This window comes from Nocardia cyriacigeorgica (assembly GCF_029868385.1).
Lineage (GTDB): Bacteria > Actinomycetota > Actinomycetes > Mycobacteriales > Mycobacteriaceae > Nocardia > Nocardia cyriacigeorgica_F.
This window is the reverse complement of the sequence record NZ_JARWNX010000030.1, coordinates 1-20373: the sequence shown is the minus strand read 5'-3', so window position 1 is coordinate 20373 and position 20373 is coordinate 1. Positions and strand designations below refer to the sequence as shown.

General features: G+C 69.2%; 17 protein-coding genes. 12 read left to right on the top strand and 5 right to left on the bottom strand.

Features of this window, described 5'->3' with window-relative positions; all coding sequences use genetic code 11:
• Positions 1 to 12: 12 nt before the first annotated feature.
• The 6 genes from QH168_RS06510 (at position 13) to QH168_RS06485 (ending at position 7253) form a co-directional block, all read left to right on the top strand.
• The gene (locus QH168_RS06510; RefSeq protein ID WP_280233562.1) at positions 13 to 1638 is read left to right on the top strand and encodes an ABC transporter substrate-binding protein; all 1626 of its coding nucleotides are present in this window, start codon (positions 13 to 15) and stop codon (positions 1636 to 1638) included.
• Positions 1639 to 1640: 2 nt separating this feature from the next.
• Positions 1641 to 2648 (top strand): ABC transporter permease, encoded by a 1008-nt coding sequence (locus tag QH168_RS06505; RefSeq protein ID WP_280233561.1) that lies wholly within the window; start codon positions 1641 to 1643, stop codon positions 2646 to 2648.
• The gene (locus QH168_RS06500) at positions 2617 to 3510 is read left to right on the top strand and encodes an ABC transporter permease (protein ID WP_280233559.1); all 894 of its coding nucleotides are present in this window, start codon (positions 2617 to 2619) and stop codon (positions 3508 to 3510) included. Before QH168_RS06505 ends, QH168_RS06500 begins: the two co-directional genes overlap by 32 nt.
• Positions 3511 to 3560: 50 nt before the next feature.
• A complete protein-coding gene (locus QH168_RS06495) occupies positions 3561 to 5219 on the top strand; it encodes an ABC transporter ATP-binding protein (RefSeq protein WP_280233574.1) in 1659 nt (552 codons plus the stop codon).
• Between the two features lie 70 nt (positions 5220 to 5289).
• A complete protein-coding gene (locus QH168_RS06490) occupies positions 5290 to 6105 on the top strand; it encodes a DUF1684 domain-containing protein (RefSeq protein WP_280233558.1) in 816 nt (271 codons plus the stop codon).
• Positions 6102 to 7253, top strand: coding sequence for an LLM class flavin-dependent oxidoreductase (locus tag QH168_RS06485; RefSeq protein ID WP_280233557.1), 1152 nt, complete (start codon positions 6102 to 6104; stop codon positions 7251 to 7253). Before QH168_RS06490 ends, QH168_RS06485 begins: the two co-directional genes overlap by 4 nt.
• Positions 7254 to 7397: 144 nt before the next feature.
• Here QH168_RS06485 and QH168_RS06480 read toward each other — a convergent pair whose 3' ends face one another.
• Positions 7398 to 8339: a methylenetetrahydrofolate reductase gene (locus tag QH168_RS06480; RefSeq protein WP_280233572.1), complete on the bottom strand. Its 942-nt coding sequence runs from the start codon at positions 8337 to 8339 to the stop codon at positions 7398 to 7400.
• Between the two features lie 209 nt (positions 8340 to 8548).
• On the opposite strand from QH168_RS06480, the gene QH168_RS06475 reads away from it, so the two are divergent.
• From QH168_RS06475 to QH168_RS06460, 4 genes are read left to right on the top strand one after another with little or no spacing between them, the layout of a single operon-like run.
• The gene (locus QH168_RS06475) at positions 8549 to 9685 is read left to right on the top strand and encodes a polyprenyl synthetase family protein (protein WP_280233556.1); all 1137 of its coding nucleotides are present in this window, start codon (positions 8549 to 8551) and stop codon (positions 9683 to 9685) included.
• A complete protein-coding gene (gene crtI / locus QH168_RS06470) occupies positions 9682 to 11268 on the top strand; it encodes a phytoene desaturase family protein (RefSeq protein WP_280233555.1) in 1587 nt (528 codons plus the stop codon). Before QH168_RS06475 ends, crtI begins: the two co-directional genes overlap by 4 nt.
• Before the next feature lie 59 nt (positions 11269 to 11327).
• Positions 11328 to 13019 (top strand): alpha-(1->6)-mannopyranosyltransferase A, encoded by a 1692-nt coding sequence (locus tag QH168_RS06465; protein WP_280233554.1) that lies wholly within the window; start codon positions 11328 to 11330, stop codon positions 13017 to 13019.
• Complete coding sequence (locus tag QH168_RS06460) at positions 13006 to 14043, top strand: phytoene/squalene synthase family protein (RefSeq protein WP_280233553.1); 1038 nt, start codon at positions 13006 to 13008, stop codon at positions 14041 to 14043. Before QH168_RS06465 ends, QH168_RS06460 begins: the two co-directional genes overlap by 14 nt.
• A gap of 6 nt (positions 14044 to 14049) precedes the next feature.
• Here QH168_RS06460 and QH168_RS06455 read toward each other — a convergent pair whose 3' ends face one another.
• Together QH168_RS06455 and pknB are read right to left on the bottom strand one after the other, a co-directional pair.
• Positions 14050 to 14250: a cold shock domain-containing protein gene (locus QH168_RS06455; protein ID WP_280233552.1), complete on the bottom strand. Its 201-nt coding sequence runs from the start codon at positions 14248 to 14250 to the stop codon at positions 14050 to 14052.
• Positions 14251 to 14385: 135 nt separating this feature from the next.
• A complete protein-coding gene (pknB, locus tag QH168_RS06450) occupies positions 14386 to 16323 on the bottom strand; it encodes a Stk1 family PASTA domain-containing Ser/Thr kinase (RefSeq protein WP_280233571.1) in 1938 nt (645 codons plus the stop codon).
• 159 nt (positions 16324 to 16482) lie between these two features.
• On the opposite strand from pknB, the gene QH168_RS06445 reads away from it, so the two are divergent.
• A complete protein-coding gene (locus tag QH168_RS06445; RefSeq protein ID WP_280233551.1) occupies positions 16483 to 16851 on the top strand; it encodes an Rv2175c family DNA-binding protein in 369 nt (122 codons plus the stop codon).
• 84 nt (positions 16852 to 16935) lie between these two features.
• Here QH168_RS06445 and QH168_RS06440 read toward each other — a convergent pair whose 3' ends face one another.
• Positions 16936 to 18324 (bottom strand): class II 3-deoxy-7-phosphoheptulonate synthase, encoded by a 1389-nt coding sequence (locus QH168_RS06440; RefSeq protein WP_280233550.1) that lies wholly within the window; start codon positions 18322 to 18324, stop codon positions 16936 to 16938.
• 169 nt (positions 18325 to 18493) lie between these two features.
• On the opposite strand from QH168_RS06440, the gene QH168_RS06435 reads away from it, so the two are divergent.
• The gene (locus tag QH168_RS06435; RefSeq protein ID WP_280233549.1) at positions 18494 to 18982 is read left to right on the top strand and encodes a polyadenylate-specific 3'-exoribonuclease AS; all 489 of its coding nucleotides are present in this window, start codon (positions 18494 to 18496) and stop codon (positions 18980 to 18982) included.
• Positions 18983 to 19055: 73 nt separating this feature from the next.
• On the opposite strand, the gene qcrB is transcribed toward QH168_RS06435, so the two are convergent.
• On the bottom strand, positions 19056 to 20373 hold a 1318-nt coding region (gene qcrB / locus QH168_RS06430; protein WP_280233547.1), incomplete at its 5' end, for a cytochrome bc1 complex cytochrome b subunit.

The window sequence follows — 20373 nt, the reverse complement described above, 5'->3', positions numbered from 1 at the left end:
CGGAGCGCACAGGTGACCCGATTTCGACCAAGGGTCGCCGCGCTGACCGGCGTGCTACTCACCGCAACCACCCTCGCCGCCTGCGGCTCCGATACCGCGACGCCCGGCGTCGCCGCGGGGCCGCCACAGCCCGGCGGTGTGCTGCGTTATGGGCTCTCCCAGGCCCCGACCTGCGCGGACCCGGCGCAGGCAGGCACCAACCAGACCGTCTACGTAACTCGCCAGGTGGTCGATTCGCTGACCGACCAGGACCCAGAGACCGGTGAGCTGACGCCATGGCTGGCCGCCGAATGGGAAGTGAGCCCGGATGCGAAGGTATTCACCTTCCGCCTGGTCGACGGGGTGAGCTTCAGCGACGGCACACCGCTCACCGCGGATTCGGTGCGCAATACCTTCGATTCGATCGTGCGCACGCTCGGTGCGGTCAAGGCGCCGCTGGGCGCCAGCTATCTCAGCGGCTATCTCGGCACCACCGTGGTCGATCCGCTGACGGCGCGCGTCGAGTTCAGCGAGCCGAACGCCCAGTTCTTGCAGGCCTCCTCCACCCCGCAGCTCGGCATCCTCGCCGATGCGACCACCGCACGCCCGGCCGAAGACCGGTGCACGGGTGCGGCCACGGTGGGTTCCGGACCGTTCAGCTATGCCGACTACCGCCAGGACGTCTCGGCGACCCTGGTGAAACGCCCCGGCTACCAGTGGGGTTCGGCGGTGTTCGGCCATCAGGGTGAGGCCTATCTGGACCGCATCGAGTTCACCGTCGTCCCCGAATCGGGGGTGCGCACGGGTTCGCTGTCCTCGGATCAGCTCGACGCGGCCAGCGATGCGCTGCCGCAGGACACACCGCTGATCGAAGCGGCCGGTGGACGGGTGCTCAGTACCGCCAACCCCGGTATCCCGTTCGGATTCCAGCCCAATGTGACACGCGGACCGCTGCGTGATCCCGCGGTGCGCACGGCGCTGCTGACCGCGATCGATCGCCGCGAACTCGTCGATACCGTGCTCGGCCCGCAGTTCCGGCCCGCGACCAGCGCGCTCGCTTCGGCGACGCCCGGTTACACCGATCTGTCCGCGCGGGCAGGTTTCGACCCCGACGCCACTCGGGCGGCCCTGGATCGGGCGGGCTGGGTGGTCGGCGGCGACGGTATCCGCGTCAAGGACGGGCAGCGGCTCGGTTTCGCGGTGACCTTCAGCCAGGTGTTCGCGGGCAATCAGGCGATTCTGGAATTGGTGCAGCAGCAGCTGCGGGCGGTGGGCGTCGACCTGACGCTCGATCTGGTCTCCTCCGCCGAGTACACCGCACGTCAGAACAGCAAGGACTTCGACGCGCTGTACTACAACAGCACCCGCGCCGACGGTGACATCCTGCGCACCGCGTTCGCCGTCGACGGCCGCAACTTCAACGCCCGCGGCCCCCTCCCGGCGCTCGACGATGTCCTGATCGCACAGCTGCGCACCGTCGACCCACAGGCTCGGGCGGCGCTGATCCAGCAGGCGCAGCAGCAGGTGCTCGATGAAGGCCTGTGGATCCCGACGGTCGAGCTGGCCCAGGCCATCGGCGCCGGACCGGCCGTACAGGACCTGAAGTTCGAGGCATCGGCGCGATTGCAGTTCTACGACACCTGGTTGAGCGGGCGCTGACCATGGCCAGATATGTGCTGCTGCGCGCGATCTCGGCGGTGTGGGTGTTGTGGGCGGCGTTCACCATCTCGTTCATCGTGTTGTATCTGCTGCCCGCCGATCCGGTGTCGATCGCGGCCGACGGTGGCGGTGCGGGTACACCGGTCGATCAGGCCGCCATCGATGAGATGCGCGCCAGGTACGGCTTGGACCAGCCGCTGTGGAACCAGTACCTGACCGCGCTCTCGCATGCGGTGCGCGGTGATTTCGGCCGGTCCATCGCCACCGGGATACCGGTGCGCGAGGCGATCGTCGACGCACTGCCCTCGACGTTGGCCTTGACCGGGTTGGCACTGGTGTTCGCGGCCGCGGGCGGCACGGCGCTGGCGTTCGCGGCGACCTATACCCGCACGCCGTGGTTGCGTGGCGTACTGGCCGCGCTGCCGCCGATCGGGGTGTCGATGCCGACGTTCTGGACGGGGCTGATCCTGTTGCAGCTGTTGTCCTTCCGCTGGCATCTCGCGCCCGCATTCGGCGGGATCGTGCTGCCCGCGGTGACGCTGGCGATTCCGATCGGCGCGGTGATCGCGCAGGTGCTGGCCGCGGGACTGGAATCGACATGGCGGCAACCGTTCACCGAGGTGGCGCTGGCCAAGGGCGCGTCACGCTGGTGGGTGCAGCGGCGGCATGTGGCGCGGCTGGCGAGTGTGCCCGCCTTCACCATCGCCGGTGTGCTGGTCGGCACCATGCTCGCCGGTTCGGTGGTGGTGGAGACGGTATTCGCGCGCCCCGGACTCGGGCGGCTCACCCAGACCTCGGTGCTGTCCCAGGACATTCCGGTGGTGCAGGGCATCGTCCTGGTGAGCGCGCTGGCGTTCGTCACGGTCAATCTGGTCGTCGATCTGCTGTATCCGGTGCTCGATCCGCGGATCGCGCACCGGGCGCGACCGGCGACGACTCGGCGCGGTCTCCCGGCGCCCCGGCGACGGGAGGTGAACGATGGCGCTCCAGCTACTGGAACGGGAGCCTGAGACACGGGTTCGGCTCGATGACGAACCCGAGCCGACGCCACGGCGTTCGCGGGTCTGGACCTGGCTGCGCCGCAATATCGCGCTGATCCCCGCCGTCGTGGTGCTCGCGCTGGCGATCGGCTGGGCGCTGGCACCCTCGATCTTCGCCGGTGGCGATCCACTCACCGGCGTCCCGGCGCAGAAATTCCAGCCACCGAGCGCACAGCACTGGTTCGGCACCGACAATCTCGGCCGCGATCTGTACACGCGGATGGTGCACGGGGCCGGGCTCTCGCTCACCGCGACTGTCTCGGCGGTGGCGATCGCCCTGGTCGCGGGCACCCTGCTCGGGCTGCTCGCGGGTGCGCTCGGCGGCATCGTCGACACGATCACCATGCGGATCGTCGATGTGCTGCTGTCGATTCCGGCGTTGCTGCTGTCGCTGGCCCTGGTGACCGCGCTCGGTTTCGGTACCCGCAATGTGGCCATCGCCGTGGGTGTTTCGCTGATCGCCAATTTCGCCAGGGTGATGCGCTCGGAGGTGCTGCGGGTGCGCAGGGCCGCCTATGTGGAGGCGGCGCGCGCGTCGGGGGTGCGCTGGTACACGGTGCTGGCGCGGCACATCCTGCCCAACTCCTATCCCCCGGTACTCGCGCTGGCCGCGGTCGAATTCGGGATGGCGGTGCTCGCGGTATCGGCGCTGAGTTTCCTCGGGTACGGCACCGCACCGCCCACCCCGGAGTGGGGGTCGCTGATCTCGGAGGGCCGCAACTATCTGGCCACCGCCTGGTGGCTGACCACACTGCCCGGCCTGGTGATCATCGCCGTCGTTCTGTCCGCCCAGCGCGTGGGTCGCGCCGTCACGAGGAGTGAACACCGTTGAGCGATAACGTTTCCGTCGATGTCCTCGCCCCTGCCGACGAGCCGGGGACAGTGCCCGACACCGACGAACTACTCCGCGTCGACGGGCTGCGCATCCGCTATCGCGCCGACGATGGCCCGGTCACCGCGCTCGACGGCGCCTCGCTGACGGTGCGCCGCGGTGAGGTGGTGGCACTGGTCGGCGAATCCGGTTCCGGCAAGTCGACGCTGGCGCACGCCGTGATCGGCCTACTCGGCGATACCGGTGACGTCACCGGCGGCACCATCACCTTCGCCGGACGCGCCGTCGACCTCGGCTCCGAACGGGCGCTGCGCCGGTTGCGCGGCATCCAGGTCGGCTTCGTTCCGCAGGACCCGGGGCTGTCGTTGAATCCGGTGCGCCGCATCGGCGATCAGGTGGCCGAAGCCCTGCGCGTCCACCGGCTCGACGACCGGCACGGCGCCCTCACGCGGGCGACCGAACTGCTGGCCGAGGTGGGCCTCGACCGGCCGGAGCTGCGGGCCACCCAGTACCCGCACGAGTTGTCGGGCGGACAACGTCAGCGGGTGCTGATCGCCATCGCGCTGGCCTGCGGCCCGGATCTGATCATCGCCGACGAACCGACCAGCGCACTGGACGCCACGGTGGCGCGCCGGGTGCTCGACCGGCTGGCCGAACGCACCACCGCACGCGGGACCGCGGTCCTGCTGATCACCCACGATCTGGCGATGGCGGCCGAACGCGCCGACCGGCTGGTGGTGCTGCGGGCGGGCACGGTCGTCGAAACCGGCCGCACCGCCGACGTGCTCGGCAATCCACGCCATCCGTACACCCGGCAGTTGCTCGGTGCCGCACCCGCGCTGGCCGCGCCGGAGATCGTGCGTCGGGCGGCGGTCCTCGACGGCGGGCCGCTGCTCACCGTCCGCGATGTGCACAAACTGTTCCGTAGCGGTTCCGGGGCCACCGTCACCGCGGTGGACGGTGTCGGTTTCGAACTCGGCCGCGGCGAAACCCTGTCGCTGGTCGGCGAATCGGGGTCGGGTAAGTCCACCACGGCGCGGATCGTGATGCGGTTGACCGATCCCGATCGCGGGGAGGTCGTCTTCGACGGCCACGAACTCACCCGCGCCCGCGCCGGACGGTTGCGGGCGCTGCGCCGGCGCTTCCAGGTGGTCTATCAGAACCCGTACTCGTCCCTGGATCCGCGGTTGCGGGTGGGTTCGATCATCGAGGAACCGTTGCGCGCCTACGGCATCGGTAATCGGCAGGCCCGCAAGGAGCGGGTGGCCGAACTGCTCGAACAGGTCGCGCTGCCCGGCACGTACGCGCGGCGGCGGCCGGCCGAACTCTCCGGCGGGCAACGTCAGCGCGTGGCCATCGCGCGGGCGCTTGCCCTGCGCCCGGAACTGCTCGTGCTGGACGAACCGGTCTCCGCGCTCGACGCCTCGGTGCAGGCGCAGATCCTGGAGCTGCTCGATGATTTGCAGACGCGACTGCGGTTGAGTTACCTGTTCATCTCCCATGATCTGGCCGTGGTGCGCCGCATCAGCGACCGGGTGGCGGTAATGCGCGATGGCCGCATCGTCGAATCCGGCACAACCGCCGAGATCTTCGGCAACCCGCGCCACGACTACACCCGTGAGCTGCTCGCGGCCATCCCGAAGCCCGCCGTCGCCGTCTGTATCCCGCCGCGATCCGCACCGGACCCCGAGACGACGGGGCCATCGTGACACCGCGTCGGCCGTATCGCGGCTCGGTCCGCCACCTCATCCACCCCACCGCCCACGAAGGAGTTCTCCGATGACCACCAGCATCACCACCTCGTTCGCCGCCGACTGGGCCACCTGGCAGGCCGAACGCGAGAACGGACTGCGTGACCCGCTCGGCTTCCTCGGCCTGACCGCACTGCACTGGCTCACCGACCGACCCGAACAGCTGCCCGATGTGCCTGGCACCTGGTGGGTCATCGAGGACCGGGTCTTCGTCACCGCCAAACCCGCCGACCGGCTCGATCACGACGGTGAACGGATCGCGGGCGTCCACATCGTCGTCCCGGAGGAAGGTGCGCCGGGTGTCGCCATCCAGCACGAGGCGCGGGTGCTCGAGGTGATCCGGCGCAGCGGTTTGGCCGCGGTGCGCGTGCACGATCCGGCCGCGCCCGCACTGGCCGCCTTCACCGGCGTCCCCGCCTACGCACCGGACGAGCGCTGGGTGGTGCCGGGGCGGTTCGAACCCTTCGACGAGCCGACCACGATCACCACCGGTGCGGTCGTCGACGGTCTCGAACACCACCACAGCGCGGCGGGTGTCATCGAGTTCGCGATCGGCGCGGTGACCGAACGGGTGGTCGCCTTCGGCACGCCCGATGCGCTTCGGGTGCTGTTCACCGACGCCACCAGCGGTATCACCACCTACCCCGCGGCGCGCGCGCTCAGCGTCGGCGCGGTCGGCGAGGACGGTGCGGTGCTGCTCGACTTCAACCGGGCCACCAACCTGCCGTGCGCCTTCACCGACTACGCGACCTGCCCGGTGGCCCCCGCACAGAACCGGTTGCGGGTGGCGATCGAAGCGGGCGAACAGGATCCGCGGCTCGGCGCGCCGGAGCGCACGGCATGACGGTCCCGCTCTCGATCCTCGATCTGGCGCCGATCAGCGCCGGATCGAGCCCACAGCAGGCGCTGCGCAATACCGTCGAGCTGGCCCGGCGCGCCGAGGAATGGGGCTATCACCGGTACTGGCTGGCCGAGCATCACTTCGCGCGGGTGGCCAGTTCGTCCTCGATCACCCTGATCGGGCAGATCGCGGCGGCCACCTCGCGCATCCGGGTGGGTTCGGCGGCGGTCCAGGTCGGCTATCACACCTCGATCTCGATCGTGGAGGCGTTCGGCACCATCGACGCGTTGCATCCGGGGCGGCTGGATCTCGGCCTCGGTCGATCCGGGCACCGCACCAAACAGTTCGGCGCGGAACCGGTGCGGGCCAGGAACACCCGCCCGGTCGACGATACGGTGCGCGGTCGCACCGAGGTACGCGACGGTGTGGTGATTCCGCCGCCGTTCGATCCGCTGCGCATCATCGATCCGTCGAAATTCCTTGCCGGACAACGGGCCCTGTACCTGGACGGCGCGCAACCCGCCGAGTTCGAGGATCAGATCGACGAGATCCGCGCCCTGCTGGACGGCAGCTACGTCGACCAGCACGGGATCGCACTGCATGCCGTACCGGGCGAGGGTGCGCGGGTGCAGCTGTGGCTGTTCGGCAGCACGGCCGGGGCGAGCGCCGAACTGGCCGGACGGCTCGGTCTACCGTTCGCGGCGGCCTACCATGTGTCGCCGGGGACAGCGCTGGACGCGGTCGAGGCCTATCGCACCGCGTTCCGGCCCTCGGTGCTGCTGGCCGAGCCGTATGTGATCGTGTCCGCGGATGTGGTGGTCGCCGCCGACGACGCCACCGCCGAACACCTGGCCAGCCCCTACGGGCAGTGGGTGTACAGCATCCGCAGCGGTGCGGGGGCCGCGGAGTTCGCCGATCCGGCCCACCTCACCGCGTTGACCCCCGATCAGCAGCGCCTGGTAGCCGACCGGCTGGCGACCCAGTTGGTCGGCTCACCGGCCACCGTGGTGGAGCGGCTCACCGCACTGCAACGGGTGAGCGGCGCGGATGAGCTGCTGATCACCGGCATCACCCATGATCACGCCGACCGGCTGGAGTCGTACCGGCTGCTCGCCGAGGCCTGGCGGTTGCGCGACGCACGTGCCGCCTGATCCGGTGTCGACGACAGGATGCGCCGAGACCCAGGTGTCGGGCCGGGGCTGGACGGGCGGGGCCGGCTGCGGCGAGCCACCACTCGGCCCCGGCTCGAGGGTCGGTGGCTCCGGCGGCGCCCGCGCCCGCAAGCGCCGACCGGATCAGGCGCTGATGGGTGCGGCGGTGACACCGTAACCGAGATTGCTCAGCACCTCGCCGGTCGCCTTGGCGAAATTCAGGGTGATGAAGTGCAGGCACGGTGCGCCCTCATCGATGAGCCGCTGCGCCATCTCGGTGGCGATCTCGATGCCGACGGCGCGCACCGCCGCCGGGTCCTCCTGCGGTCCGCTGCCCGCCGCCCGCTCCAACCGCTCGACCACCGATCGCGGCAGCGCGCGGCCGCAGAGTTCCTCGGCCCGTTTGACCGTGCGCAGCGAAGTGATCGGCATCAGTTCGGGAATGATCGGCTTGTCGCCCTCCACCGGGTCGAGGGCGATGACGCGGTCGCGCAACCGCAGATAGTGCTCCACGTCGAAGAACATCTGGGTGATCGAATACTCCGCGCCCGCACGCAGTTTCGCCGCCAGATACCGGGTGTCGTGGTCCAGATCCGGTGAACGGTGGTGGCCCTGCGGGAAGGAGGCGACGCCGACGTGGAAATCGCCGAGATCGCGCACGATGCGCACCAGCTCTTCGGCGTATTCGACACCGTCGGGATGTTTATGCCATTCACCGAGCGGATCGCCCGGCGGGTCGCCGCGCAGCACCAGGATATTGCGGATACCGGAATCGGCGTAGGCGCCGACGAGCGAACGCAGCTCGGCCAGACTGTGCCCGACCGCCGTCAGATGCGCCACCGGCAGCAGGGTGGTCTCACCGGCCAGTTCGCCGGTCACCCGTACGGTCCGGTCCTTGGTGGACCCGCCCGCGCCGTAGGTCATCGACACGAACGCCGGATGCATACGTTCGAAGGTGCGCACCGCGCGCCAGAGCCTGGCCTCCCCGGCGGCGTCACGGGGCGGGTTGAACTCGACGGAGAACGGCACCGCACGGCTCGAGTGCAACCGCAGACTCTGCACGACCGACGGCGTCCCCGAGACGATCGGTGGCGTCGGGGACGGCCGGCCAGGGGTCGCACGTGCCCGTACGTTGTCGAAAGTCACCGGTTCAGTGTAGAGGCGAGCGGCCGCCGGCCCGGAGCGTCATCGGGTCGGACGCGTATTGTTCGAGCCATGTGCGGGTGCACCGCCGTCCGCGCCGTCGCCGGCGCGCGGACCGTCATCCGCCGAGCCGACCCCTTTCCCGGACATCCTTGGAGGCCATCCTGTCCGCCGGACCCGGTACCCCGACCAAGCCGAGCCCGACCTCGGCCACCCCGGGCACGCCCGCCTTCGCCACCGCCGTCGAACAGGCGCTGACCGCCTTCTTCGCCACCCGACGCGAGACGGTCGGCGAGCTGGGGCCGATCTTCGTCGACGCCGCCGAAGCGCTGGAATCGTTCGTGCTGCGCGGCGGCAAACGGACCAGGCCCGGTTTCGCCTGGACCGGTTGGCTCGGCGCGGGCGGCGACCCCGACGGCCCCGACGCGCCCGCAGTGCTCGATGCCTGCGCCGCGCTGGAGCTGGTGCAGGCGTGCGCGCTCATCCACGACGACATCATCGACGCCTCCCGCACCCGGCGCCGCTTCCCCACCGTGCACGTCGACTTCGAGCAGCGCCACCGCGACCGCGAGTGGGCCGGCGATGCGGCCCGCTTCGGCACCGGCGTCGCCATCCTCATCGGCGATCTGGCGCTGGCCTGGGCCGATGACATGGTGCACGCCGCCGGATTGGCACCGCGGGCCCTCGCCCGATTCGCCACCGTCTGGGCGAAGATGCGCACCGAGGTGCTCGGCGGGCAGCTGCTCGACATCCACGGCGAGGCCAGCGGTGACGAATCGGTCGCCGCGGCGCTGCGGATCAACCGGTACAAGACCGCCGCCTACACCGTCGAACGGCCGCTGCATCTGGGCGCCGCGATCGCCGACGCCGATCCCGACCTCATCCGGTCCTACCGCGATTTCGGCACCGATATCGGTATCGCCTTCCAGCTGCGTGACGATCTGCTCGGCGTCTTCGGCGATCCCTCGGTGACCGGCAAACCCTCCGGCGACGATCTGCGTGAGGGCAAACGCACCGTGCTGATCGCCGAAGCGCTCCAGCGCGGTGACGCCACCGATCCGGCCGCCGCACGGTTGCTGCGCGACAGCATCGGCACCGACCTCAGCGGAGACCAGGTCGACCGGTTGCGCGCGGTGCTGGTGGATCTGGGCGCCGTCGACGCCGTCGAGGCCCGCATCAGCGAACTCACCGAACGCGCACTCACCGCCATCGACACCAGCTCGGCCGCCACGACCGCCAAGGAGCACCTGCACGCCATGGCACTGGCCGCCACCCGTCGGCTCGCATGAGACGTATCTCGGGCCCGGCCGATCGCGTGGTGGTGGTCGGCGCCGGGCTGGCCGGGCTGGCGGCCGCACTGCATCTGCGGGGTGCCGGGCACAGCGTCACCGTGTTGGAGCGGGCCGATCATGTGGGCGGGCGCGTCGGCCGATATCGTTTCGAGGACTACGAGATCGATTCCGGCGCAACGGTCTTGACACTGCCCGAGTTGATCGATGAGGCGTTGGCGGCGGTCGGTCACGACCGCGAATCCGGCACGACGCCGTTGCGTATCCACCGGCTCGACCCCTCCTATCACGCTCGATTCGCCGACGGCTCCGATATCCGCGTCCACGCCGACCCGGATCGGATGGCCGCCGAGGTCGCGCGGACCTGCGGCCCCGATGAGGCCGATCGCTACCGCCGCCTCCGTGACTGGCTGGCCCGGATCTACCGGGCCGAATTCGGCGAATTCATGGATACCAACTTCGACTCGCCACTGGATATGGTGCGGCTACCGCGCAAACGCGCCGCGCTGCTGGAACTGGTGCGTCTCGGCGGATTCGGCAGGCTCGGCCCGCGGGTGCGGCATTTCCTGCGCGATGAGCGGCTGACCAGGTTGTTCACCTTCCAGGCGTTGTACGCGGGCCTGCCACCGGCGCAGGCGCTCGCCGTATACGGCGCCATCCCGCATATGGACACTTCCCTCGGGGTGTACTTCCCCGAGGGCGGGATGCGCGCGATCGCCGACACCATGGCCGAGGCCCTCGTCGCGGCGGGTGGGCGGCTCGAACTCGGCGCGGAGGTCACCGGCGTCGACTACGCCGCCGGGCGCGCGCGCCGTGTCCGGCTGGCAACAGGCGCGGCGGTGGAGTGCGACGCGGTGATCGTCACCGCCGACCTCGGCGATATCGCACGTTTCGGCCTGCGTCGCAGGCGGGGATTGCGCGCGTCGCCGTCGGCGGTGGTCGCGCACGGCACCATCCCGGCCGCCGTCGCCGCGACCTGGCCGATCCAGGCCCATCACACCATCGACTTCGGCGCCGCCTGGGAACGCACCTTCGCCGAGATCGCCGCACGCCGCGGTGGCCGGCTGATGAGCGATCCGTCGCTGCTGCTGACCAGGCCAGCGCTCTCCGATCCGGGTCTGCACATCGACCGCGCTGACGGCCGATACGAGCCCTTCTCGCTGCTGGCGCCGTGCCCGAACCTGGATTCGGCGCCACTGGATTGGCCCGCGCTCGGCCCGGCCTATCTGCGCGAGCTGCTGACCGTGCTCGAGCGACGCGGCTATCACGGCATCGCCGAGCACTTCCGGCTCGACCACCTCGACACCCCGCGGACCTGGCTGGATCAGGGCATGCTGAGCGGCACGCCGTTCTCCGCGGCACACCTTTTCCGCCAGACCGGGCCGTTTCGACCCCGCAATCTGCCGCACGGCAGCGACAATGTGGTTATCGCAGGTTGTGGCACGACTCCCGGCGTCGGCGTGCCGACCGCGGTACTGTCCGGAAAACTCGCGGCAAACCGGATCATCGGCACAGTGAAACCCCGCCGAAACGAAACCCCGCGCACCATCGGGACAGCCCCGCGCGAACAAGCCGTAAACTAAGCGCCGACCTATCAGCTCGCGGTTGCGACCGCCGACCACACCGGGGGGAACGACACCACATGCCACCCCCGGAAACGACTGCCCAAGTGACTACCCCGGCACCGGCCACCGTGTCCCCGACACCCGCGACACGACCGACAACGCCCACCGCCGCCTCGGCCGTCGCCGCACCGCAGACCCTGCGGTCCTGGCTACGCACCTCCGCCGATTTCGCCCGCAGCCCCGAGGGACATGCGGCGCTGCTCGGCTTCATCGGCGCGATCATGATCACCTTCGGCGGTTTCGGCGCGGGCGCCGTCCGCAAACGCGATCCGCTACTGGAAGCGATGCACCTGTCCTGGTTGCGCTTCGGACACGGCTACGCGTTGTCGACGATCTTCATCTGGATCGGCGTGCTGATGATGATCACCGCCTGGGTGCGCCTCGGCCGGGCCACGCTCGGCCGAGGCGGCTACTCCGGTGCGGGTGTCACCCTGAACGAGCTGCGCGCCATCGTCGGCATCTGGATCTTCCCGATGCTGTTCGCCGTACCGATGTTCAGCCAGGACGCCTACTCGTATCTGGCGCAGGGCGCCCTGCTGCGCGACGGTTTCGACCCCTACAAGGTCGGGCCGGTCGCCAATCCCGGTGTGCTGCTCGACAACGTCAGCACCGTCTGGACCACGACCACCGCACCGTACGGTCCGATCTTCCTGCTGATCGGCCGGGCGATCACCTCGATCACCGATGACAATGTGGTGGCCGGGACCATCGCGCTGCGACTGGTGATGCTGCCCGGCCTCGCGCTGATGATGTGGGCCATCCCGTATCTGACCAAACATCTCGGTGGTAAGCCGACCGTCGCGCTGTGGCTCGCGGTGCTCAACCCGCTGGTGCTGATCCACCTCATCGGCGGCGTGCACAACGAGGTGCTGATGGTCGGGCTGATGTGCGCCGGTATCGCGCTGGTCCTCGAACGCAGACATGTGCTCGGCATCGTGGTCGTCGCGGTCGCGGTGGCGATCAAGGCCACCGCCGGTGTCGCCCTGCCGTTCCTGGTGTGGATCTGGATGCTGCACGAGCGGGAACGGCGTGCGGAGCTGGCACCGAAGGACTCCGAGGCCGCACTGCCGCATCCCGCGCGGTTGTTCGCCAAGATCGCCGGGCTCGGCCTCTCGGTCTTCGCGGTGGTGTTCGTGCTCGCCTCCGCTGCCGCCGGTGTCGGCATCGGCTGGCTGACGGCGCTGTCGGGCTCGAAGAAGATCGTCAACTGGTTGTCGCTGCCGACGATCATGGCGCACGGTATGACCTGGATCGGCCCGCTGCCGTTCGATCCGGTGCTCACCGTGACCAGAGCCCTGTGCGCCGCGGCGCTGGTGGCGACCCTGGTGTGGACGTGGTGGCGGTTCCGGCACAGCGAACGCGAGGCGGTGCTCGGCATCCTGATCGCGTTCGTCGCGATCGTCATCCTGTCCCCCGCCGCACTGCCCTGGTACTACTCGTGGCCGCTGGCGCTGGCCGCCGCGTTCGCGCTGTCCACCAGAACGCTCATGGTGCTGGTGGGATTGTGCACCTGGTTGATGCTGGTATTCCAGCCCGACGGCTCGATCGGTCTGTACAACTTCTGGCATGTGGCGGCCGCGACCTTCGCGGCGGTGGTGGCGGCGCTGTCGCTGCGTACGGTCGACCCGCTGCGTGTGCGCAGCACCCGAGCGGTCGCCGCACCGGCGGTGGGCACACCGGCCGATCCCGTCATCCATGACCGGCGCTGAGGCCTCGGCGCACGACGTCACCGCCGCCGATCACCCGCGGCGTTCCGGTTCGGCCGAACTCGCCGAGGCCTACCAGCTGTGCCGGGATATCGCGGCCGACCACGGCCGCACCTACTTTCTCGCCACCCGCCTGCTCTCGGCGCAGCGTCGTCCGGCGGTGCACGCGCTGTACGCGTTCGCACGGATGGTGGACGACATCGTCGACGATTGTGGTGCTCCGGTGGTGTCGGGGCCGCGAACCACCTCGCCGACCGAGGTCGATGCAGACGGGGCCGCTCACCCACTCGCCGCGCAGCTCGACCTGATCGAGCGACGGTTACGGGCGGCGCTGATCTCCGACACTCCGATCGATAATCAGGAACCAGACAGCTCGCATCAGCAGGGCGCGATTCTGCGCGCCCTCACCGACACCGTCCGCCGATACCGGATCTCCCCCGACCACTTCTGGACATTCCTGGATTCCATGCGCATGGATATCCCCGGCACCCCGCACTTCCGCGACCGGTATGCCGATATGGCCGAGCTGCATCGGTATATGCGCGGGTCGGCCGCGGCGATCGGGCTGCAACTGCTTCCGGTACTCGGCACCGTCGTTCCGGTCGCCGAGGCCGAGCCTGCGGCGGCGGCCCTCGGCAATGCCTTCCAGCTCACGAATTTCCTGCGTGACGTCGGTGAGGATCTCGATCGCGGCCGGATCTATCTGCCCGCCGACGAGCTGGCGGCATTCGGGGTCGACGCCGAGCTGCTGTACCACTGCCGCCGCACCGGCCGGACCGAGCGGCCGGTCCGCCGTGCGCTCGCCCATCTCATCGCCGTCGATCGGGATCTCTACCGCACCGCCACACCGGGCATCGAACTGCTGCGACCGCAGGTCCGCCCGGCCATCCGCACCGCCGCGACCCTGTATGCCGCGATCCTCGACCGGATCGAGGACTGTGATTTCGCGATCTTCGATCGGCGGGTCGCGGTGCCCGTGCAGCGCAGGCTGCGCGTCGCCGCGGGCGCCTATCTGACCGGCCGCTGAGGCCGCTCAGACCGGCCGGACCGCCCGCGCTTCCGGCCCTCGCCGGGCCTCCTGCACATCGAACTCCACTTCCTGTCCTGCTTCGAGCGATCGGAACCCCTCACCCAGGATCACCGAATACTCGACGAACACATCGTCCCCGCTGCTTCGGGCGATGAACCCGAAGCCCTTCTCACGGTCGAACCATCGCACGGTGCCTCGCACCATCGGCTATATCCTCCTCGAACACCGCCCGCCCTACCCGGTACATCACGATGCGCCCGCCCGGCGTTTCGGGCAAGGCCCCGACGGCGGGTCGTTCGGTCCCCGGCCACGCGCGGGCGCAGGCCGGGGACCGGGCGATCAAGGCAGCGCGACGATGGTGACCGTGGCGCCCGCTTCGACATTGGCGTTCATGGCCGGGGTCTGCGATACGACCACCGAGGACTCCAACGGCGCCAGCTGGCGGACCTGAACCGTCAGACCCAGCCCCTCGAGCACCTCGCGGGCCTCGGCGACCGATTTGCCGAGCACCTCGGGCATGGTGACCGCATCCGAGATGAGCAGAGCCACCGAGGTGCCCGAGTCGACCATGGTGCCCGCCTTGGGATCGGTCCCGGCGACCTGGCCCGCGGCGACGCTGCGATCGAACTGGGGGCGATGCTCGCCCACTGTGATGCCCAGCTCGGTGAGCATCTGCTCGGCCTCCGCGGTGGTTTTGCCGCGCAGGTCCGGCAGCTTCACCGGTTGTGAACCCTTACTGCTGTACACCTTCACCTGCGCGCCCATCGGCAGCACCGTGCCCGGCCCCGGCTCGACCTTGGCGAAGGTGCCTTCCGGTGCGGCGCTCGACGCCGAACCGGCGTTCACCGGTTGCAGGCCCTGGTCCCGGATCAGCTGGTTCACCTCGGAGATATCGGCGCCCGGCGTCAGCTCGGGCACCCGCGGCTTCCCGCTGGAGATCAGCACCGCGACCGTCGAGCCCTTGGTGACCCGTGAACCCGCCGAGGGTTCGCTGCCGACCACCCCGCCCACCGGGATGGTGTCGGAGGCCTTCTGCCGGGTCGTCGTCTCGAATCCGGCGCCGCTGAGCACCGAGGTCGCCCGATCGACGTCCATGCCCGCGATGCTCGGCACCGCCTCGTACCGGCCGACACCGAGCCACCAGCCGCCGAGACCCACCAGCAGCGTCAGCACCGCGACGATGGCGATCCAGACGGCAGCGGTGCGCCGGGAACGCTGCCGGTCGTCGACGTAGGCGGGCGAGGGGGTCTGCGGTGGATGCGGCCGGAGCTGCTGCGGCGGCGGTGGCGCACCGAAGTCGGTGCGCGGACGCTGTGCGGTCACCACCTTGGTGTGCTGCGGCTGGGCCGGTACCGGATGCGGGCGTGGCTCGGGCGGGCGCGGACCGTCCGGCGGCGGCACCGCGCGGTAGGAGGAACTGAGATGTTCGGCCGACTCCTGTGGCGCGGGCACCCGGTAGGCGGGCAACTCGAGCGCGGCGCTGATCGCACGCAGTTCGGCGACCATCTCGTTGGCGTCGGCGAAACGATGCGCGGGCTCACGTGCCGTGGCGCGGGCGATGAGCGCGTCGAATTCCGGCGGCACACCGGCGATGAACTGGCTCGGGCTCGGCACATCCTTCTCGATGCGCTGATAGGCCACCGACAGCGAGGTGTCGCCGGTGAACGGAACCTGCCCGGTGAGCAGCTCGAAGATCAGGATGCCGAAGGAGTACACATCGCTGCGGGCATCGGCGGTGCCGGAGGTGACCTGTTCCGGCGACAGATAGGCCGCGGTGCCGAGGATGACGCTGGCCGAGGTGGTGTTGGCCGCCGCCACCGCGCGCACCAACCCGAAGTCGGCGATCTTGACCTCACCGGAATCGGAGATCAGCACGTTCTCCGGTTTGATATCGCGGTGCACCAGCCCGGCCGCATGCGCGACGCCGATCGCCGCCAGCACCGGTTCGGCCACCGCACGCACCGCATGCGGCGGCATGGGTCCGCGTTCGCGCAGCAGTTCGCGCAACGTGCCACCTTCGACCAGCTCCATGATCAGGAACGGATGATCGCCGTCGACACCCTGGTCGTACACCGCGACCAGCGACGGATGTTTGAGCTTGGCGACGGCGCGGGCCTCGAACTCGAACCGGGACAGGAACTGCGGATCACCGGCGAATTTGGGATCCATCACCTTGATGGCGACCGGGCGATCCAGACGGGTGTCCTCGCCGCGGAACACCATGGACATCCCACCCCGAGCGATCGGCGCATCGATGCGGTAGCGCCCTTCCAGCATGTGGCCGATCAATTGATGTCCTCCGGCTTTCACAAACCCTCTCCACCCCTCGCTGCGCGCGACAAGAGCAGCCGCGCCCTGCGGCCCCCACGATGGTATCGACCGTTCGTGCCCGGGTGTCTCACGACGTGGCGAGCCGCAGCGTCTACCGTTATCCGGGTGAGCGCATTTCCCTGTAGTGATGATGTTCTGCCCGCCTCGGTGACCCTGATACCGCTACCCGATGTGGCGGAACGGCTCGGTGTCGTGGTGACCAGGGTGCATCAGATGCTGCGCGACCATCAACTCCTCGCCGTGCGCCGCGACGGTGTGGCCGGGGTGCCGGAGCTGTTCTTCGATCAGGATGGCGAGGTGACCAGGTTCCTGCCCGGTCTGATCACGGTCATGCGCGATGCCAAGTACACCGATGAGGAGATCCTGGAATGGATCTTCACCGACGACGATTCGTTGCCGGGCAAACCCGTGGAGGCCCTGCACGGTCCGCTGGCCCGTGAGGTGTTGCGTCGGGCGGCTGCCGAGCCGTTCTGAGCCGTCGGACCGAAGAGAACCCACCCGTGTCCTCGCCCCTGAACACGGGGCGAGGACACGGTCAGTCGAGGCGCAGCGTCCGGCTCAGCGCAGCATTTCCGCGACCAGGAACGCCAGCTCCAGCGACTGCTGGGTGTTCAGGCGCGGATCGCAGGCGGTTTCGTAGCGGCCGGACAGATCCAGGTCGGAAATGTCCTGTGCGCCACCGAGGCATTCGGTGACGTCCTCGCCGGTCAGCTCGATGTGCAGGCCGCCGGGATGGGTGCCGAGGGCGCGATGCACCTCGAAGAAGCCCTGCACCTCATCGACGATGCGGTCGAAGTGACGGGTCTTGAAACCGGTGGACGATTCGTGGGTGTTGCCGTGCATCGGATCGCACTGCCAGATCACCTGATGGCCGGTGGCCTGGACCTTCTCGATGATCGGCGGCAGCACCTCGCGCACCTTGCCGTTGCCCATCCGCGACACGATGGTCAACCGGCCCGGCTCATTGTTCGGATCGAGCCGCTCGACGTACTCCACGGCCTGATCGGGGGTGGTGGTCGGACCGATCTTGAGGCCGATCGGGTTCGCCAGCAGTTCCGCGAACGCGATATGCGCGCCGTCGAGCTGACGGGTGCGCTCCCCGATCCACAGGAAATGTGCCGACAGGTTGTAGAGCACCGGTTCACCGGTGGCGGGGCTCTCCCCCAGGCGCAGCATGGCGCGCTCGTAGTCGAGCACCAGCGCCTCGTGGCTGGCGTAGATACGCGCGGACTGCAAGCTCGGATCGTTGACCCGGCAGGCGGTCATGAACCGCAGACCGCGGTCGATCTCCTCGGCCAGCGCCTCGTAGCGGGCGCCCGCCGGGGACTGGGCGACGAAATCGCGGTTCCAGTCGTGCACCCGGTGCAGATCGGCCATGCCGGCGCCGGTCAGCGCGCGTACCAGGTTCATCGCGGCGCTCGCGTTGGCGTAGGCGCGCACCAGCCGGGACGGGTCGTGCTCACGCAGGGCCGCATCGGCGGCCAGCGAGTTGACCATATCGCCGCGGTAGGACCGCAGGCCGAGCGCATCGGTGTCGGCGGAGCGCGGCTTGGCGTACTGCCCCGCGATCCGGGCCACCTTCACCACGGGCAGGCTCGCACCGTAGGTGAGCACCACGGCCATTTGCAGCAGGGTGCGGATATTGCCGCGGATATGCGGCTCGGTGTTGTCGGCGAAGGTCTCCGCGCAATCACCGCCCTGCATCAGGAAGGCCTCACCGCGCGCCACCTCGGCGAGCTGTCCGCGCAGCTCCTCGACCTCGGCGGGCACGCAGATCGGCGGGACGCTCTCCAGCACGGTCCGCATCTTCTCCGCCTGCCCGGCGTCCCAGGACGGCTGCTGTAGCGCGGGGCGGGCGAGCGCGTCGTCGAGTCGCTTGCGCAGCGGCGCGGGCAGCGGCGGCAGCTCGGGCAAACGATCGATGGGTACGTCGACGGTCCAGTTCACCCGTCCAGAATACGGACCCGCGCCGGGCTCCGGCATCCGCGCGGCCAACTTCGCCGTAGGACAGCACGCGCGGGCCACCGGGCTCTGTGTTCGGGTAGGCCGTCGTTCGGTCGGCATACCGCCAGGCCGTACCCTCGAGCGGACCAAGTTTCGGGAGGAGACCGGCTTTGTGAAGTATTTCTACGATGCGGAATTCATCGAGGACGGGAAGGTGATCGACCTCGTATCGATCGCGGTGGTCAGCGAGGACGGCCGCGAATACTACGCCGTATCCACCGAATTCGATGCCGAGCGGGCCGGGCCGTGGGTGCGTAAGAATGTGCTGCCCAAGCTGCCGTCGCCGTCGTCGCCGCTGTGGCGCAGCCGCAGGCAGATCCGCGACGAGCTCTACAAGTTCCTGGTGCCGCGTCCGACGGTGCGACCGGAGCTGTGGGCCTGGGTGGGCGCCTACGACCATGTGGTGCTGTGCCAGCTGTGGGGGTCGATGGTGGATCTGCCGCCCGCGCTGCCGCGCTACACCAATGAGTTGCGTCAGCACTGGGACGCCCACGGGCGCCCGGAGCTGCCGCCGATCCCCGCCGACGCCCATGACGCGCTGGCCGACGCCCGCCACAATCTGGCCAAATACGAGGCCATCGAGGCCTCACGCCGCCGCTGAGGCCGCCGCCTTCGGCCGTTGACGACAGCAGGCCCCGAGTCCTTCGACTCGGGGCCTGCTTCGCGTTCAGCGGTCAGTGGCTGTGCTTGCCACCGTTGCCGTTGGCGTCGTCCTGTGCCTTCTTCAGGACCGCGAGCTGCTTGTGCTCTTCCGCCAACTCGGTGGCGAAGTGCTGCTCGCTTTCCTGCCACGGGTCGGCCCGCAGGAAGCTACCGGTACCGGGCTGACCGGCCGAACCCAGCTGGTTCATCTTCTTGGGCACCGGGGCGCCCTGGTACTCCAGCGGGATCGGGTGGCCATGGTCGTCGACCGGGCCGAGCGGCTGATGCACCTCGATGTACTCACCATGCGGCAGCCGCTTGATCACACCGGTCTCGATGCCGTGTTCGAGCACCTCGCGGTCGCTGCGCTGCAAGCCGAGGCAGAACCGGTAGGTCAGGAAGTAGGCGATCGGCGGGCCCAACAGCAGACCGATACGACCGACCCAGGTGGTGGCGTTCAGCGAGATGTTGAACTTCAGCGCGATGATGTCGTTGACGCAGGCCAGGGTCAAGATCACGTAGAAGGTGATCGCCATGGCGCCGATCGCGGTACGCACCGGCACGTCACGCGGACGCTGGAGCAGGTTGTGGTTGGCGGTGTCCTTGGTCAACCGCTTCTCGATCCACGGGTAGGCGATCAGCAGTGTGAACACCAGACCCATGATCAACGCGACCCAGAACACGGCCGGGACCGTATAGCGGCCCAGGTACAGCTCCCACGGTGGCATCAGACGCGCCAGACCGTCGGTCCACATCATGTAGAAGTCCGGCTGCGAACCGGCCGAGACCTGCGACGGGTTGTACGGGCCCAGATTCCAGATCGGGTTGATCTGGAGGACGCCGCCCATGATGCCGACGAAACCGAGGGTGAAGGCGAAGAACGCGCCCTGATCCGCCGCGAACACCGGCACGATGCGGGCACCGACCACATTGTTCTCGGTTCGGCCGGGGCCGGGGAACTGGGTGTGCTTCTGGTACCAGACGATGGCCACGTGCGCGGCGATCAGCGCCAGCATGATGCCGGGGAACAGCAGCACATGCGCGATGTAGAGGCGCGGGATGATGATCTCGCCAGGGAAATCGCCGCCGAACATCAGCCAGTGCAACCAGGTGCCCACCACCGGAACACCGATGGTGATGCCGGAGAACGCGGCCCGCAGGCCGGTGCCGGAGAGCAGGTCGTCGGGCAGTGAGTAGCCGAAGAAGCCTTCGAACATCGCCATGATCAGCAGCAGCGAACCGATCACCCAGTTCGCCTCACGCGGCTTGCGGAACGCGCCGGTGAAGAAGATCCGCAGCAGGTGCACGATGATCGACGCCGCGAACAGCAGCGCCGCCCAGTGATGCACC

Coding starts and splice junctions, on each gene's coding strand:
- QH168_RS06505 (WP_280233561.1), top strand. CDS start 1,641: ATGGCCAGATATGTGCTGCTGCGCGCGATCTCGGCGGTGTGGGTGTTG.
- QH168_RS06500 (WP_280233559.1), top strand. CDS start 2,617: ATGGCGCTCCAGCTACTGGAACGGGAGCCTGAGACACGGGTTCGGCTC.
- QH168_RS06490 (WP_280233558.1), top strand. CDS start 5,290: ATGACCACCAGCATCACCACCTCGTTCGCCGCCGACTGGGCCACCTGG.
- QH168_RS06485 (WP_280233557.1), top strand. CDS start 6,102: ATGACGGTCCCGCTCTCGATCCTCGATCTGGCGCCGATCAGCGCCGGA.
- crtI (WP_280233555.1), top strand. CDS start 9,682: ATGAGACGTATCTCGGGCCCGGCCGATCGCGTGGTGGTGGTCGGCGCC.
- QH168_RS06465 (WP_280233554.1), top strand. CDS start 11,328: ATGCCACCCCCGGAAACGACTGCCCAAGTGACTACCCCGGCACCGGCC.
- QH168_RS06460 (WP_280233553.1), top strand. CDS start 13,006: ATGACCGGCGCTGAGGCCTCGGCGCACGACGTCACCGCCGCCGATCAC.
- QH168_RS06455 (WP_280233552.1), bottom strand. CDS start 14,250: ATGGTGCGAGGCACCGTGCGATGGTTCGACCGTGAGAAGGGCTTCGGG.
- pknB (WP_280233571.1), bottom strand. CDS start 16,323: ATGCTGGAAGGGCGCTACCGCATCGATGCGCCGATCGCTCGGGGTGGG.